This is a genomic window from Pseudomonas sp. H3_E07, assembly GCF_054668895.1.
In genome coordinates this window covers 2,819,016-2,833,833 of sequence record NZ_CP162795.1, presented here as the reverse complement: position 1 = coordinate 2,833,833, position 14,818 = coordinate 2,819,016, and the positions used below count along the sequence as shown (strand labels likewise).

17 protein-coding genes are annotated in these 14,818 nt (G+C 60.9%); 10 read left to right on the top strand and 7 right to left on the bottom strand.

Annotated elements, in window-relative coordinates:
- Nucleotides 1-16: 16 nt before the first annotated feature.
- Nucleotides 17-1,780 carry a cation:proton antiporter gene (locus AB4O08_RS12825; protein ID WP_010207625.1) on the bottom strand — a complete coding sequence of 588 codons (1,764 nt, stop codon included), beginning with the start codon at nucleotides 1,778-1,780 and terminating at the stop codon, nucleotides 17-19.
- Between the two features lie 294 nt (nucleotides 1,781-2,074).
- On the opposite strand from AB4O08_RS12825, the gene AB4O08_RS12820 reads away from it, so the two are divergent.
- Nucleotides 2,075-2,551 (top strand): acyl-CoA thioesterase, encoded by a 477-nt coding sequence (locus tag AB4O08_RS12820; protein ID WP_010207626.1) that lies wholly within the window; start codon nucleotides 2,075-2,077, stop codon nucleotides 2,549-2,551.
- A gap of 125 nt (nucleotides 2,552-2,676) precedes the next feature.
- On the opposite strand, the gene pdxY is transcribed toward AB4O08_RS12820, so the two are convergent.
- Nucleotides 2,677-3,549, bottom strand: a complete 873-nt coding sequence (gene pdxY, locus AB4O08_RS12815; RefSeq protein WP_460114166.1) for a pyridoxal kinase PdxY — start codon at nucleotides 3,547-3,549, stop codon at nucleotides 2,677-2,679.
- 117 nt (nucleotides 3,550-3,666) lie between these two features.
- On the opposite strand from pdxY, the gene AB4O08_RS12810 reads away from it, so the two are divergent.
- Nucleotides 3,667-4,062, top strand: coding sequence for a DUF3301 domain-containing protein (locus tag AB4O08_RS12810; RefSeq protein WP_198831536.1), 396 nt, complete (start codon nucleotides 3,667-3,669; stop codon nucleotides 4,060-4,062).
- Here AB4O08_RS12810 and AB4O08_RS12805 read toward each other — a convergent pair.
- The 4 genes from AB4O08_RS12805 to dksA are packed head-to-tail and all read right to left on the bottom strand — an operon-like array spanning nucleotide 4,056 to nucleotide 7,347.
- Entirely contained in the window at nucleotides 4,056-5,018 is a 963-nt protein-coding gene (locus tag AB4O08_RS12805) for a CobW family GTP-binding protein (RefSeq protein WP_010207630.1), read from the bottom strand. The two genes, AB4O08_RS12810 and AB4O08_RS12805, sit on opposite strands and share 7 nt — an antisense overlap.
- Nucleotides 5,019-5,062: 44 nt before the next feature.
- Nucleotides 5,063-5,707 (bottom strand): DUF1826 domain-containing protein, encoded by a 645-nt coding sequence (locus AB4O08_RS12800; protein WP_137205827.1) that lies wholly within the window; start codon nucleotides 5,705-5,707, stop codon nucleotides 5,063-5,065.
- Nucleotides 5,707-6,915 carry a zinc metallochaperone GTPase ZigA gene (zigA, locus tag AB4O08_RS12795; protein ID WP_010207635.1) on the bottom strand — a complete coding sequence of 403 codons (1,209 nt, stop codon included), beginning with the start codon at nucleotides 6,913-6,915 and terminating at the stop codon, nucleotides 5,707-5,709. Before zigA ends, AB4O08_RS12800 begins: the two co-directional genes overlap by 1 nt.
- 27 nt (nucleotides 6,916-6,942) lie before the next feature.
- Nucleotides 6,943-7,347 carry an RNA polymerase-binding protein DksA gene (dksA, locus tag AB4O08_RS12790; protein ID WP_010207636.1) on the bottom strand — a complete coding sequence of 135 codons (405 nt, stop codon included), beginning with the start codon at nucleotides 7,345-7,347 and terminating at the stop codon, nucleotides 6,943-6,945.
- 126 nt (nucleotides 7,348-7,473) lie between these two features.
- Here dksA and AB4O08_RS12785 point away from each other — a divergent pair, with 126 nt between their 5' ends.
- Complete coding sequence (locus AB4O08_RS12785; RefSeq protein WP_010207637.1) at nucleotides 7,474-7,842, top strand: hypothetical protein; 369 nt, start codon at nucleotides 7,474-7,476, stop codon at nucleotides 7,840-7,842.
- Here AB4O08_RS12785 and AB4O08_RS12780 read toward each other — a convergent pair.
- A complete protein-coding gene (locus tag AB4O08_RS12780; RefSeq protein WP_042571090.1) occupies nucleotides 7,839-9,041 on the bottom strand; it encodes an N-acetylmuramoyl-L-alanine amidase in 1,203 nt (400 codons plus the stop codon). The two genes, AB4O08_RS12785 and AB4O08_RS12780, sit on opposite strands and share 4 nt — an antisense overlap.
- A gap of 128 nt (nucleotides 9,042-9,169) precedes the next feature.
- Between AB4O08_RS12780 and folE2 the strand changes: the two genes are divergently transcribed.
- From folE2 to AB4O08_RS12745, 7 genes are read left to right on the top strand one after another with little or no spacing between them, the layout of a single operon-like run.
- The gene (gene folE2, locus AB4O08_RS12775) at nucleotides 9,170-10,066 is read left to right on the top strand and encodes a GTP cyclohydrolase FolE2 (RefSeq protein WP_042571091.1); all 897 of its coding nucleotides are present in this window, start codon (nucleotides 9,170-9,172) and stop codon (nucleotides 10,064-10,066) included.
- On the top strand, nucleotides 10,063-10,734 hold the full coding sequence (locus tag AB4O08_RS12770; protein ID WP_010207640.1) for a metal ABC transporter ATP-binding protein: 672 nt from the start codon (nucleotides 10,063-10,065) through the stop codon (nucleotides 10,732-10,734). The genes folE2 and AB4O08_RS12770 overlap by 4 nt, the downstream gene beginning before the upstream one ends.
- On the top strand, nucleotides 10,734-11,600 hold the full coding sequence (locus AB4O08_RS12765; RefSeq protein ID WP_010207641.1) for a metal ABC transporter permease: 867 nt from the start codon (nucleotides 10,734-10,736) through the stop codon (nucleotides 11,598-11,600). Before AB4O08_RS12770 ends, AB4O08_RS12765 begins: the two co-directional genes overlap by 1 nt.
- Nucleotides 11,601-11,611: 11 nt before the next feature.
- On the top strand, nucleotides 11,612-12,490 hold the full coding sequence (locus AB4O08_RS12760) for a metal ABC transporter substrate-binding protein (protein WP_021491456.1): 879 nt from the start codon (nucleotides 11,612-11,614) through the stop codon (nucleotides 12,488-12,490).
- The gene (hisI, locus tag AB4O08_RS12755) at nucleotides 12,487-12,900 is read left to right on the top strand and encodes a phosphoribosyl-AMP cyclohydrolase (protein ID WP_044288079.1); all 414 of its coding nucleotides are present in this window, start codon (nucleotides 12,487-12,489) and stop codon (nucleotides 12,898-12,900) included. Before AB4O08_RS12760 ends, hisI begins: the two co-directional genes overlap by 4 nt.
- Entirely contained in the window at nucleotides 12,897-13,457 is a 561-nt protein-coding gene (locus AB4O08_RS12750) for a gamma carbonic anhydrase family protein (RefSeq protein WP_010207647.1), read from the top strand. The genes hisI and AB4O08_RS12750 overlap by 4 nt, the downstream gene beginning before the upstream one ends.
- A 3-nt stretch (nucleotides 13,458-13,460) precedes the next feature.
- Nucleotides 13,461-14,798: a dihydroorotase gene (locus AB4O08_RS12745; protein ID WP_069672974.1), complete on the top strand. Its 1,338-nt coding sequence runs from the start codon at nucleotides 13,461-13,463 to the stop codon at nucleotides 14,796-14,798.
- The last annotated feature ends 20 nt before the right edge of the window (nucleotides 14,799-14,818 follow it).

The following is a 14,818-nucleotide window of genomic DNA, read 5'->3' as shown; positions in this document are numbered from 1 at the left end:
CCCCACCCCCAGGCGCTTAGTGCTCCGGCGTATCCTTGTGATTATCCAGCGTCTCCAACAAGGCGACCTGCATCCGCGTATGCACGCGGATGAACCACCGCCAGAGCACGGCCGCCACTGCCGCCGTGACCACGGCGATCAGCACCAGCAACTTGTTGGTCGGCAGAATACTGGCCGACAAGGCTGCCAATAGCAGGAAGATCACCAGCAGCGAGAGGATCGGGATCAGCTCCGCGATCACCCTCCGCACGCGCTGGGTATGCCGCCCGGCCATTTCCGGCTTCACACTCATCTCCGCCAGCAGCATCGACAGCGCCTTGAGCTTACGGTACGCCGCAATCAGGAAGGGCAGCGACAGCAACAACGCCCCACCCCAGATCAGCGCCTTCTGCCAGCTGGGATCACTGATCCAGCCTTCCAGATACCCTCCGATTCGCACAGCAAAAAAGCTGCCGGCAAAGAAGATCGCCACCACCAGCGCCAGGTTCACCCCTACTTGCAGGATGATTTTGCGGATCATCGACGCCAGCATCGCGCCCTCGCCCTGAGGCTGAATGCTGCGCAGCCATTCGCCATACATGCCGAACACCCGGCTCAAACGCTTGGGCATTACCGACGCGATCTTCAATGACAGCGGGTCGGCGCCACGGATCAGGTACGGCGTGAGCAGTGTGGTAATCGCCGAAACCGCCACCGCTACGGGATAGAGGAAATCACTGGTCACCTGCAACGTCATCCCCAACGCCGCGATGATGAAGGAAAACTCACCAATTTGTGACAGCCCCATGCCCACGCGCAGTGAGGTACGGCCATCATTGCCGGCGATAAACGCACCCAGGCCGCAGGACAACATCTTGCCCAGCACCACCGCCACGGTAATCACTGCAATCGGCCAGGCATATTGCAGCAGGATCTGTGGGTCGATCATCAAGCCAATTGCCACAAAGAAGATGGCGCTGAACATGTCGCGAACCGGTTCGATCAGACGTTCGATCTTAATCAACTGGCGGGATTCGGCCATGATCGCGCCGATCAGGAACGCGCCCAGCACCATGCTGTATTCCAGCTTTACCACCAGCAGGCAGAAGCCGAAACACAGGCCCAGCACGGTGATCAGCAGCATCTCGTTGCTTTCGAACTTGGCCACGTAGGCCAGCAAACGCGGCACCAGCAAAATGCCGATAACCAGCGCGACAATCATGAACAGCGAGAGCTTGCCGACCGTTGAGAACACCTCGCCGGAGCTGACCGTGCCGCTGACGGCAATGCTCGACAGCAAGGCGATGATGCCGATGCCGAGGATGTCTTCCACGATCAACACGCCAAAGATCAGCTGGGCGAAGCGCTGGTTCTTCATCTTCAGGTCATTGAGCGCCTTGACGATGATGGTGGTCGAGGAGATCGCCAGGATCGCGCCGAGGAACAGCGAGTCCATCGTGCTCCAGTCAAACCAGCGGCCGATCTCGTAGCCAATCCAGATCATCAGGATGATTTCCAGGAAGGCCGCGATAAACGCCGTGGCACCGACCTTGAACAGTTTGCGCAGACTGAACTCCAGGCCCAGGCAGAACATCAGGAAGATCACACCCAGCTCGGCCAGGGTTTTGATGGTGTCTTCGTCGTGGATCAGGCCGAACGGAGGGGTATGGGGGCCGATGATGAACCCGGCGACGATGTAGCCCAGCACCACCGGCTGCTTGAGGCGGTGAAACAGGATGGTGACAACCCCTGCCACCAACATGATCACGGCCAAGTCCTGGATAAAGCTGATGGCGTGCATGGCGAGGGGCTCCTTGAGGGTACAGACACTTTTCCCACTTCCGTCCACGCCGTTGAACTGTCGCAAAGTGCGGAAGGAAAAGTTTGCCTTGATCGTAAGAAATGCCCTGAGACGGGCTTTTGAAGGTTAACACCGCGACTTCCGGCAGAAAGCCGGTGCAATATATGGAAACAGATCGGTGCATGCGTGACGGCAAGCCGCCCACTGGCGTCCCGTTATGGATGGCGCTGCAAAGATTCCAGCACCCGCAGAGGTGCCCCCCCCAAACCAATGCCTACAACCCGTGAGTGTGCTATGGAACCCGGAAACGCCCAGCTGTCGATGACGGTATTGATGACCCCTGATATGGCCAACTTCTCAGGTAATGTCCACGGCGGCACCCTGCTCAAGTACCTCGACGAAGTGGCCTATGCCTGCGCAAGCCGCTATGCCGGGCGCTATGTCGTGACGCTGTCGGTGGACCAGGTGATTTTCCGCGAGCCGATTCATGTCGGCGAGCTGGTGACGTTCCTCGCGTCGGTTAACTACACCGGTAACACCTCGATGGAGGTGGGCATCAAGGTGGTGACCGAGAACATCCGCGAACGCTCGGTGCGCCATACCAACAGCTGCTTCTTCACCATGGTGGCCGTAGACGACCAGCGTAAACCAGCCCCCGTGCCGCCGCTGCAACCGCACAACAGCGAAGACAAGCGCCGGTTCGTCCAGGCCCAGCAGCGCCGTCAGATCCGTCAGGAGCTGGAAAAGCGCTACCAGGAAATCAAAGGCTGACAGCGGCGAACACGATTCAAATGTGGGAGCGGGCTTGCTCGCGAATGCGGTGTGTCAGTAAATGCATCTTTGACTGATCCACCGCATTCGCGAGCAAGCCCGCTCCCACACTGGGTTCTGGGTATTTATAGACCGATCGACGTGGCTTCAAAGCGCACACGCGGATGGGCGATGCGATCCTGGGCACGTACCAGTTCCAGTTCCCAACTGGCACAGGCTTGGGTTTCCAGCAGCACTTCGTGCACCGCAGCGGCGGTGAATTCAAAGGCGGCCAGCAGGCTGTCGCCCAACAGTACCCGCGCCAGGAACAACCCCGAGGTCAGGTCGCCCACGCCCACTGGCTGACGCGGAAACGCCAGCAGCGGCCGGCGCAGGTGCCAACTGCCTTCGGCGGTCACCAGCAGCATCTCGAAACCGTCCGGCAGCTTGCCGGGGTAATCCAAGTGCTTAACCAACACGGCCTTTGGCCCGCGCGCCAGCAACGCCTTGGCCATGGCCAGGCAATCGAATAGCGACTGCGGCTTGCGCCCGGCAAAGCTGTCCAGCTCCAACTGGTTAGGGCACAGGAAGTCGGCCATGGCTGCGGCTTCGTCCAGTAGGAAATCGCTGACTTCCTGGGGCACGATGCAGCCTTTTTCCGGGTGGCCCATCACCGGATCGCAGAGGTACAGCGCCTTGGGATTGATGGCCTTGATACGCGCCACACCGCTGAGAATCGACCGGCCCTGGTCCGCACTGCCCAGGTAGCCGGACAGCACAGCGTCGCAGTTGCCCAGTTCGCCAATCGCGGCGATACCTTCCACCAGCGCCGGAATCTGCTGCGGCGCCAACACTTCGCCCGCCCATTGGCCATACTGGGTATGGTTGGAGAACTGCACCGTGTTCAACGGCCAGACGTTCACCCCGACTCGCTGCATGGGGAATACGGCGGCGCTGTTTCCGGCGTGGCCAAAGACCACATGAGACTGGATCGCAAGCAGATGAGGTGTGCGTTTCATGCGCGGGATTTCCGTAAAGCCATTGAAATTCTGGCCGCGCAGTATGCGACTAAACGCAGCCTGTACGACAGACCGGCGACACAGTTAAGCTGCTCTCACTTTGTTGGAGTCTTTCGCATGCTGACCCTGGGAAACATCTTCGTGTTGATGCTGCTGGCGACCGGTGCCGCCTGGGTGTGGCACAACCACGGCCTGCGCGAGCGGGCGCTGGAGCGGGTCAAGCAGCATTGCGCCAAGCTCGACATCGAACTGCTGGACGGCGCCGTAGCGCTCAAGCGCATAGGGTTTGTGAGGGATGCCAACGGGCGGCGGCGCCTGGCGCGCATCTACAACTTTGAATTCACCGTGACCGGCGAAACCCGCCATCCGGGAACCATCACCCAATTTGGCGCCCACAGTGCGCAGATCGAACTGGCGCCCTACCCGTTCGAGATCAAGACGCCGTTGCCCAGCGCCGAAGTGATCGAGCTAAGCCAGTGGCGTCAGGACCACGGCACCAAGAACCGTCAGTGACGGCAGGCGTTTAACGCGACCTGCAAGGCGGCCACGTCCTGTGGCTCGCTGAAAATCAACTCGATACGTGAATCGCGGCGCCACTCGCTGGCCTGCCAAGTGAGCTCGCTGTTATCCACCGCGTTGGTCGAAACCCAGCCTTCGGCGCTGTGGATAACCAATTTGGCGCGGCGCCATTCAAGGCTTGTCAGCCACTGGTGAAGACGGCGGGTGTCGAATTGCTGGCTTGGGTGCCAGCGCCAGCCGACACTCCAACCGCCTTCCTGGGCCTGGCTCAGGCAGATCGGTTGCGTGGGATCGCCCCAGATAGCCGGCATTTGGGCAAGGCCTTCGGGCACTTCAACCTTATCCACAGCGGCTGAGGCCTGCGCGTTCAGGCCTGGTAACTGGTCCAAGGGTAATTGCGCTTGGCGGGTCCAGTAGAGCGGGCATTCGGGCAACTGCCGTTCGATCGCACGGCGCTGTCCCGCGTCCAACCCTTCATCCTTGTTCAATACCAGCAACCCAGCACTCGCCAGCGCCGCCTGCTGTGAGGGTGGCAACGGTTTACCCGCTGCCAGCGCCTGGGCATCCAACACCACCACACAGGGCTGGACTGACAACACGTCCTGCCATGGCGCCTGTCGCAGCTGCTTGAGCAACTGCGCCGGATGGCCCAGACCTGACGGTTCGATCAGCAGCCGGTCGGGCTTGGCCTTACGCAACAGACGACCCAGTCCTACCTGAAAAGGCGCACCATTCACGCAACACAGGCAGCCTCCGGCAACTTCGCCCAGGGCAATGCCGTCGTCATCCTGGGTGAGCAAGGCGGCGTCCAGGCCGATCTGCCCGAACTCGTTGATCAACACAGCCCAGCGCTCGTTGGCCGGACGCTGGGCGAGCAGATGCTTGATGAGGCTGGTCTTGCCGGCGCCCAAGGGCCCGGCAATCACGTGGGTGGGAATGTTCTGTAGCATGAGGGGCATCGTTCGGACCGTGTAGAGCGTTTGATCCTACGCGGTTATGCGAGCCAATCCAGTGTCAGGATCAAGCGACGTTCGTCAGCCTTGAGTGCGGGCGAACGGTGAATCAGTCCATAACCTTCATTGCCATGCCATTTGGTGCCCTTCAACAGAGCGACTTCGCCGCAATGGATCTGCTCGATACACCCGGTGGGCTCGGCATCCGGCTGGCTCAGCTGGCGGCGATCCATCACGCCTTCGCGCAACCACTGGCTGCCGACTCCGGCATAGGTGGTGATCAGCCGCACCGGCACATGATCGACGTGAAAACGTGGGCACATCGCCTTATCCAGCAACCTCAATCGCACGCCGATACGTTTGGCACCCAGCAGGCAGGCAAACGCGCTGACCAGCCACGACACATCGGCGATAAAGCCTTCGTAGCCCTCAAGGTCACGGCAACTGGACGCCAAACCCTGCAGGTTGGGCACGGCGTCTTCATTGTTGAGCTCGATCACCAGGGAATCGGCCAACGGCTCATTGAGCGCCACCAGCAAGGCGCCGAACTCGGCGATGTGCAACGGCAACTGCCGCTCCCACACGGCCAGGTTGACGCCATCTTCCAGAATGTCGGACAGCGCCAGCGGGGTGTCACCGCGTGTCTGGCGAATCACGGGGCGCAAGGAAATAGCCGGGGCCAGCATCAGGCGACGGCCTCCTCATACCAAGGGCCAAAGGGATCGACCAGCAGGCGCCAACCTTCGACGCCCAGGGCCATTTCTTCATCGGTGAGCAGGCATGCGTCCAGCTCGGCACGCAGTTGGGTGAAGTCGAGGTTTTGCCCGATAAACACCAGTTCCTGGCGGCAATCACCTGTGCTCAGTTGCCAGTTGCCCATGATCGCCGCGATGCTTTCTTCGTCCTGAGGCCACTGACTTTTAGGCACAAAGCGCCACCAGCGTCCGGCAAAACCATGGCGCATCAAACCGCCGGCCTGGGACCAGCTGCCCGCCTCCTTATGCTTGCTGGCCAACCAGAAAAAACCTTTGGAGCGCAGCAGTTTGCCGTTGACCCACGGACGGTCGATGAAGTCGAAGAAACGCTGGGGATGGAACGGCCGGCGCGCACGGTAGGCTGTGGAAGCGATGCCGTATTCCTCGGTTTCCGGCACATGTTCACCGCGCAGTTCCTGCAACCAGCCCGGGGCCTGAGCGGCGCGTTCAAAGTCGAAACGGCCGGTGTTGAGGATTTTGTTCAGCGGCACTTCGCCCATGACCATCGGAATGATTTCCGCTTGGGCGTTGAGGCGCTCAAGGATCGCCATCAACTCTTCGCGTTCGCGGCTGCTGATCAGGTCGATCTTGCTGATGAGGATCACGTCGGCGAATTCGATCTGCTCAATCAGCAGGTCAGTGATGGAGCGCTCGTCATCTTCACCGAGGGTTTCACCGCGCGAGGCCAGGCTCTCGGCAGCCTGATAGTCGAGTAGGAAATTCATGCCGTCGACCACGGTGACCATGGTATCCAGGCGCGCGATATCGGCCAGACTTTGCTCATTTTCGTCGCGAAAGGTGAAAGTTTCGGCCACGGGCAAGGGTTCTGAAATACCGGTGGACTCGATCAGCAAGTAATCGAAGCGACCTTCCTTGGCGAGTTTTCCGACTTCTTCCAGCAAGTCTTCCCGCAAGGTGCAGCAGATGCAGCCGTTGCTCATCTCCACCAGTTTTTCTTCGGCGCGGTTGAGCGTGACGTCGCGTTGGACTTCACTGCCGTCGATGTTGATTTCGCTCATGTCATTGACGATCACCGCCACTCGCAGGTTTTCGCGGTTGCGCAGGACGTAATTGAGCAGCGTGCTTTTACCGGCACCGAGAAAACCGGACAACACGGTAACGGGGAGACGATTGGGCATCAGGTATTCCTCATCAAGGTTGGCCGGTCAACTCGCCCGTCTATGGCGTTCGCGCAGCTCTTCACGTTCTTTGGCTTCGATACACAGGGTGGCGGTAGGACGCAGCAACAAGCGCTGTAGGCCGATGGGCTCGCCGGTTTCGCGGCACCAGCCGTATTCGCCGCGGGCCAGCAATTCCAGGGCGTCGTCGATCTTGTCCAGCAGCTTCTTTTCCCGTTCCAGCAGGCGCAGTTGCCATTGCCGCTGTTCTTCGGCGCTGCCAACATCGGCTGGATCACTGTTGGTTTCCTGCTCGCGCAGTACCAGGAACTCAGCGTCGATGCGTGCTTGCAATTCAGTGCGTTGGCTCAGCAGCAACTCACGGAAGAAACCTTGCTGGGCTTCATTCATGTAGTCGGCGCAAGACTGGGCCAGGAGGTCTTGTTCGGTCATGGGAGCGGTTCACGGGTCAGGCTGTTTTTCAATGTTATAGTATAACAATGCAAATAAGCCAATCCCCTCTTGCTCGCCACGACGAAGGGCGCAATGCTTCAACACTCTCCAGCCTTGAGAAACCCGATGAGATACTTGGTGTGCGCCCTGTTATTGATTGCCGCAGGACCTGCCTGCGCCCAGGCGCCAAGCCTGTTGGCCCACTGCACGCGCAGCGCCAACCTGCTCGCGTGTGTCGACCCCTTGGGCAATGCCTACAGTGTGGCGACGGTCGGCAGCACCACGTACTTGCGCGGCTACGAGGTGATCGGCAAACGCTATTGGGCACAGACCAACAGCCGCTACGGGCAACTGACGTTCTTTACCGGGTTGGCATCGGATGGGGAAGCGTGGGTCGGCTACACACGGCGTGTGGGCTGGACCACCCTCAACCGGTTTTCCAGTTCGGGTGGCGCCAGCGCCAAATTCACCTGCAGCCGTATGACCGGCTGTTAGACCTGACCGTTCTTCTGTTCCTGTACCCACGCCATGTAGCTGTTCATGGGTGGGTTCTTCTGGAAGTATTTTTTCAGACCTTCGAACAGGCCATCGGCAACCGCCTGTTGATGACGCGCGGTGACCAGCCGCGCACTGTCCCGCGCGTTGGAAATAAACCCGGTTTCCACCAGGATCGACGGCACGTCAGGTGACTTGAGCACCGCGAAACCCGCCTGCTCCACACGCCTCTGATGCAGGCTGGTGATGCCTTCCAGGCTGCCCAGGATCGAGTTGCCCAGTTGCAGGCTGGAAGCGATAGTGGCGTTCATCGACATATCCAGGATCACCCCGGCGAGCATCGGGTCCTTGTCCTTCAGATTAAGCAGGCGGGTGGCACCGAGCAGATCGGCGCCGTTTTCCCGTTGTGCCATGAACCGCGCCGTGGCTGATGTCGCGCCCCCTTCCGACAAGGCATACACCGAAGCGCCCGACGCAGTGACCCGCGGCGCCGCATCCGCATGCACCGAGATAAACATATCGGCATTGTGCTTGTGGGCGATTTCCACGCGTTTGCGCAGCGGTACGAAGAAGTCGTCGTTGCGCACCAATTTCACGTCGAAGCCTTTCTCGCGTTTCAACCGTTTAGCCAGCAACTGAGCGATGGACAGCACTACATCTTTCTCGCGCTGCCCCTTGGAGCCGACCGCGCCCGGGTCCTTGCCGCCGTGGCCGGGGTCAACCACCACAATGATGTCGCGCTTGGGGTGGGCCTTGTCCACCAGTGGCTTGGGCTCGGCCGCCATTTGGCGCGGCGCCTGGGTGGCGCTGGTCAGGTCCAGTACCAGGCGATGCCCCTGGCCATCCTGGGGCGGCAACAGAAAGCTGTTGAGCTGCATCGGCGCTGCGAGGTCCAGCACGATGCGCGTGTCGCCTTTGCCGAAATGCCCGGAGCGAATCGAGGTGATCCCGCTGTTCTTCAGTGCCAACTGAGAGAAGTCACCACTGAGCCCGGCGCCGCTGAGGTCGATGATCAAGCGTTCCGGCGCGCTCAGGGTGAAGGTCTTGTATTGCACCGGTCCGCTGAGATCGAACACCAGCCGCAACTTTTCGTCCGAACGCCACAGGCGTGCATTGCTGATCTGCGTGGCGTGGGCGGCGAACGGTAACGTGAACAGAGGGCTGGCCAGAAGCAGGTTTAGGAGCTGACGTCTGTGCATGAAAAATACCGCAAATAAAGGAGCGTCCGTACTCGACATGACTGAAAAAAGGCTGGAGCAGAAAAACCATCGTCGACACAATCGTTATACTATAACATGTCTTTTTATTTCCAATGATGGACCTGCTCATGAATGCGCTGACTCTGCCGGATATCGCCGCGCAGGCTTCACGCCAAGCCTTGCCACTCGACTGGGTAGGCATGTGTGGCATCGCCCTGCCCATTCTCATCGACGGACAACGCCTGACTGCCACCGCGGATGCCGGCGTGAGTCTGGACGATGGCGCCGCCCGTGGCATTCATATGTCACGCCTGTACCTGGCATTGGAGATGCTCGACCAACAGCCTCTTACGCCTGCACTTCTGCGTAATGTACTGCAGCGTTTTCTCGACAGTCATGAAGGTTTATCTAACAACGCCTACCTGCGTATCCACACCGATTTGCTGCTGAAACGCCCAGCGCTGGTGAGCCCCCTGGCCGGCTGGAAAGGCTACCCGGTGAGCATCGAGGCGCGTCTGGAAAACCAGATGTTCCACGTGGAACTAAAAATTGACGTTACTTATTCCTCAACCTGTCCTTGCTCCGCTGCCCTCGCCAGGCAGTTGATTCAGCAGCAATTTCTTGAAGACTTCGCCAACACGCCTTTACAGCATGAAGACGTATTGAGCTGGCTTGGCTCCGCCAACGGCATCGTCGCCACACCCCACAGCCAGCGCAGCAGCGCGCAACTACTGATTGCATTGGATAGCGAACACCCCAGCCTGCCCATCACCGAGCTGATCGATAACGTCGAAGCTGCCCTCGGCACCGCCGTACAAACCGCCGTAAAACGGGCGGACGAACAAGCCTTCGCACTGGCCAATGGGCAGAACCTGATGTTCTGCGAAGACGCCGCCCGCCGCCTGAACCTCGCCTTGAAACGCTCGGATGCCGTCAAAGCCTTCCACCTGAAAGTGATCCACGCCGAAAGCCTGCACGCGCACGATGCCGTGGCTGAAAGCCGCTGGACGAGACACCCTGCATGATCACCTGTACCGCTTTACGCTGGGGCGCACCCGGCCAACCGCTGACGCCCGCCATCGACCTCACGCTGGAAAAAGGCAGCCTCACCGGCATCATCGGCGCCAACGGCACCGGCAAGAGCAGCCTGCTCAAAGTTATCGCCGGCCTGCAAAAACCGCTGGCGGGCAAAGTGACGGTGGACGTTCCACGCCGTGGCGGCCTGTCGTTCCTGCCCCAGCAGCAACACTTGGACCGACAGTTCCCCATTAGCCTGCAAGAGCTGGTCGCCGCCGGTTTCTGGGGCACGCAACAACGGTCACCGCAACAACGCAGCCAGCGCCTGGAAGCGGTACTCGAAGAGTGGTGCCTGAGCGGCCTGGAAAACCGTCCGTTGATGGCCTTGTCCGGAGGTGAATTGCAGCGCGCTCTGCTCGCCCGCATGAGCTTGGCGGAGGCTCCGGTTCTGCTGCTCGATGAGCCCCACGCCGCCCTCGATGAAGAAGGCCAGTCGCTGTGCTGGAAACACATCCACGCCTGGCACGACGCCGGTCGCACGCTGATCGTGGTCTGTCATGATCTCGCCGCAGTACGCCACCACACCCCGCACGTGGTGCAGATCAAAAGCACCGGCTGCGTATTCGGCCCAAGCAAAGAGCTGATCCGTCCGCAGCCACAGATGCAGGTGGCCTGATGCACTTCGCCGCCCACCTGTGGATGCCCTTCGTCGACTTCGTCTTCATGCGCCGCGCCCTCATCGGTGGACTGGTGCTCGCCTGCAGCACCGCGCCACTGGGGGTATTCCTGATCCTGCGGCGCATGAGCCTGATCGGTGACGCCGTCGCCCACGGCATTCTGCCCGGCGCCGCCCTCGGCTTCTGGTTCGCCGGCCTCAGCCTGCCCGCCCTGACCATCGGCGGCCTCGGCGCGGGCCTAAGCATGGCCGGCTTGTCCGCCTGGATCACCCGCCGCACCGGCCTGCGCGAAGACGCCAGCCTCGCCGCTATCTACCCCATCTCCCTTGCCGCCGGCGTGCTGATCCTCGGCCTCGCCGGCAAACGCCTGGACCTGCTGCACCTGCTGTTTGGCTCCGCCCTGGCCGTGGACGGAACCACCCTCACCGGCATGCTTTGGGTTTCCAGCTTCAGCCTGATCGCCATGGCCGTGATCTACAAACCCCTGCTGCTGGACACCCTGGACCCGCTGTTCCTGCAGACCGTCAGCCGCCTTGGCCCGTTGGCCCATGGCTTGTTCCTGACCTTGGTGGTGCTGAACCTGGTGATTGGCTTCCAGGCCATCGGCGCCTTGATGGTGGTGGGCTTGATGATGTTACCGGCCATCGCTTCACGCTTCTGGAGCCGGCGCCTGCCGGTGTTGATCGCGGTATCGGCAGTGCTGGGATGCCTGTCGGTGTGGTTGGGTTTGCTGCTGTCGTTCTACTACTCGTTGCCCAGCGGCCCGGCCATCGTGCTGGTGGCTGGCGCCGGGTACCTGCTGTCCGTGGTCTTCGGTCCGGTGCACGGTTTGCTGCGCCGCCCACCCTTGCTGTCATCCCAATGAGGTGTTTCCCGATGCGCGCCCTACTCGTGCTGTTCAGTCTCGTCCTGTCGTTGTCGACGGCCCAGGCCGCAGACAAGCTTCAGGTGGTTACCAGCTTCAGTATCCTTGATGACATCACCCACCAGATCGGTGGCGATCACATCCAGATCAGCAACATGGTCGGCCCTGACGCCGACGCTCATACCTACGAACCCACCCCCGACGATGCCAAGGCGTTGCTCAAGGCCAAGGTGATCATCAAGAATGGCTTGGGCTTCGAACCCTGGCTGGACCGCCTGGTGACCAGCACCGAAACCAAAGCCACGGTGGTAACCGCCAGCAAGGGCGTGATCTCCCACACCATGGAAGAGGACGGCGAGACCATCCCTGACCCGCACGCCTGGCACAACCTGGCCAACGCCGAAATCTACGTGAACAACATCACCAAGGCGCTGATCGCTGCTGACCCGGCCAACAAAGCCGACTACCAACAGAACAGCCAAACCTACCTGAAAGAAATCTATCGCCTGCTGGCCGAAGCCAAGACCAAGTTCGGCGCACTGCCCGCCGGCAACCGACGCATCGTCACCTCCCACGACGCCTTCGGTTACCTGGGCCAAGCCTACGGCATCGAGTTCCTGGCGCCCCAGGGCCTGTCCACCGAGCGCGAGCCGTCCGCTGCCGAAGTGGCTGCGCTGATCACCCAGATCCGTAAAGACAAAGTCAAAGCCGTGTTCATGGAAAACATCAAGGATTCGCGCTTGCTCAAGCAGATCGCTGACGAAAGCGGCGCGCAGATCGGCGGCACGCTGTACTCCGATGCCCTCGCCGCAGAAGGCCCGGCCAGCACCTTTACCGGTCTGTTCGAATACAACCTCAACACTCTGTGCACGGCCCTGAGCAAACCATGACTTTGAGCATGCTCGACCTGGAAGGGGCTGCCGTCGGTAGCCGCTTTCCACTCGAACCCGTGCTCGATGCCTTGCCGTGGAACAGCGATGGCCTGATCGCCGCCATCGCCCAGCAACACGGCAGTGGCGAGGTATTGATGCTGGCCTGGATGAACCGCCAGGCCCTCAAGGAAACCTTGGACACCGGGCAAGTCTGCTACTGGTCGCGCTCACGCCAGCAGTTGTGGCGCAAGGGCGAAAGCTCCGGGCACTGGCAACAGTTGGTGGAAGCACGCCTGGATTGCGACGGCGACGCGGTGCTGCTGATCGTCGACCAGCAAGGCCCGGCGTGCCACACCGGACGGCCCACCTGCTTCTACAACGCCATCGACGGCGACTACGTTCACATCATTACGGAGCCCCTCGCATGATCCGCAAAAATCCGTCCGGCGATCTGCCCGTGATTGCCGAATCGGCCTACGTCGACAAGACCGCCATCATCTGCGGAAAAGTCATCATTGGCGAAAACGTTTTCGTCGGGCCCTACGCTGTGATCCGTGCCGACGAAGTCGACGCCAGCGGTGGTATGGACCCGATCGTCATCGGCGCCAACTCCAATATCCAGGACGGCGTGGTCATCCACTCCAAGTCCGGCGCGGCGGTGACGATCGGCGAGTTCACGTCCATTGCGCACCGTTCCATCGTCCACGGCCCCTGCACCGTCGGCGACCGTGTGTTTATCGGTTTCAACAGCGTGTTGTTCAACTGCGCCGTGGGCGACGGCTGCGTGGTGCGCCACAACTCGGTGGTCGACGGCCGCGACTTGCCCGCCGCGTTCTATGTGCCCTCCACGACCCGCATCGGGCCCCACACCGACCTCTCGCAGTTCCCCCCCGTGAGCGTCAGCGCCTCGGAATTTTCCGAAGACGTGGCACGCACCAACGTTGATCTGGTGCGCGGGTACAAAGCCCTGCAAAACGAGTTCTGAACCATGAGCCGCCTGCTGATCCGCAACGCCCGCCTGGTGAACGAAGGCCAGGAATTCGACGCCGATGTGCTGGTCGCCAATGGCCGTATCGAGAAAATTGCCAGCAGCCTGCAAGGCTACAACGAGCCCGTGGAAATCGACGCTCAAGGCCAATGGCTGCTACCCGGAATGATCGATGACCAAGTGCACTTTCGCGAACCTGGCGCGCCGGAAAAAGGCAGTTTCTACAGCGAATCCAGGGCAGCGGTAGCCGGTGGTATCACCAGCTTCATGGACATGCCCAACACCCATCCCGCCACCCTTGACCTGGATGCCCTGACCGACAAGAAACGCCGCGCCGCCCTGCACTCGGTAGCCAACTATGGTTTTCACTTCGGCGTAAGCAACGACAACCTCGACACCGTCGCCGCCCTCGACCCGCGCGAGGTGGCCGGGGTCAAAGTGTTCATGGGCGCTTCGACCGGCAATATGTTGGTCGACGATCCGCGGATCCTGGAACGCCTGTTTGCCGAGGTTCCCACGATTCTGCTGGCCCATTGCGAACACACACCAAGCATCCAGGCCAATGAAGCGCGGCTGCGTGAGCGTTTCGGCGAGCATATCCCCGCCGTCGCGCACCCGCTGATCCGCGATGCCGAGGCATGCTTCCGCTCTTCATCCTTTGCGGTGGAATTGGCCAAGCGCCACGGCACCCGCCTGCATGTGCTGCACCTGACCAGCGCACGCGAGCTGGCGCTGTTCGAAGACAAACCCTTGAGCAAAAAACGCATCACCGCCGAAGTCTGCCTGCACCACTTGATGTTCGATGATCGCGATTACCACCGCCTCGGCCATCAGATCAAATGCAACCCGGCGATCAAGACCCGCGCCGACCGCGACGCCTTGCGCCAAGCCTTGTTGAGTGATCGTCTGGACGTGATTGGCAGTGATCATGCGCCGCATACGTGGGCACAAAAACAGTTGCGTTATCGCGAGGCGCCGTCGGGATTACCCCTGGTGCAGCACGCGCTGCCGGCGTTGTTGGAGTTGGTGGCCGACGAGCTGCTGCCGCTGACCACCCTGGTGGCGAAAACCAGTCACCGTGTGGCCGACTTGTTCGCCATCCCGGATCGCGGCTACCTACGTGAGGGTTATTGGGCCGACCTGGTGTTAATCAAACCGGAGCCCGAAGGCAAACCCGTCAGCAGCCAGCCGATCCTGGCCCGCTGCGGTTGGACGCCCTTCGCCGAACGCAGCTTTCGCCACAGCGTCAGCACCACCCTGGTTTCCGGCCACTTGGCCTGGCACAACGGTCAGGTCGTCGACAGTTGCCAGGGTCTGCCTCTGCACTTTGAGCGCTGACCCCACGCACACCTGTAGGC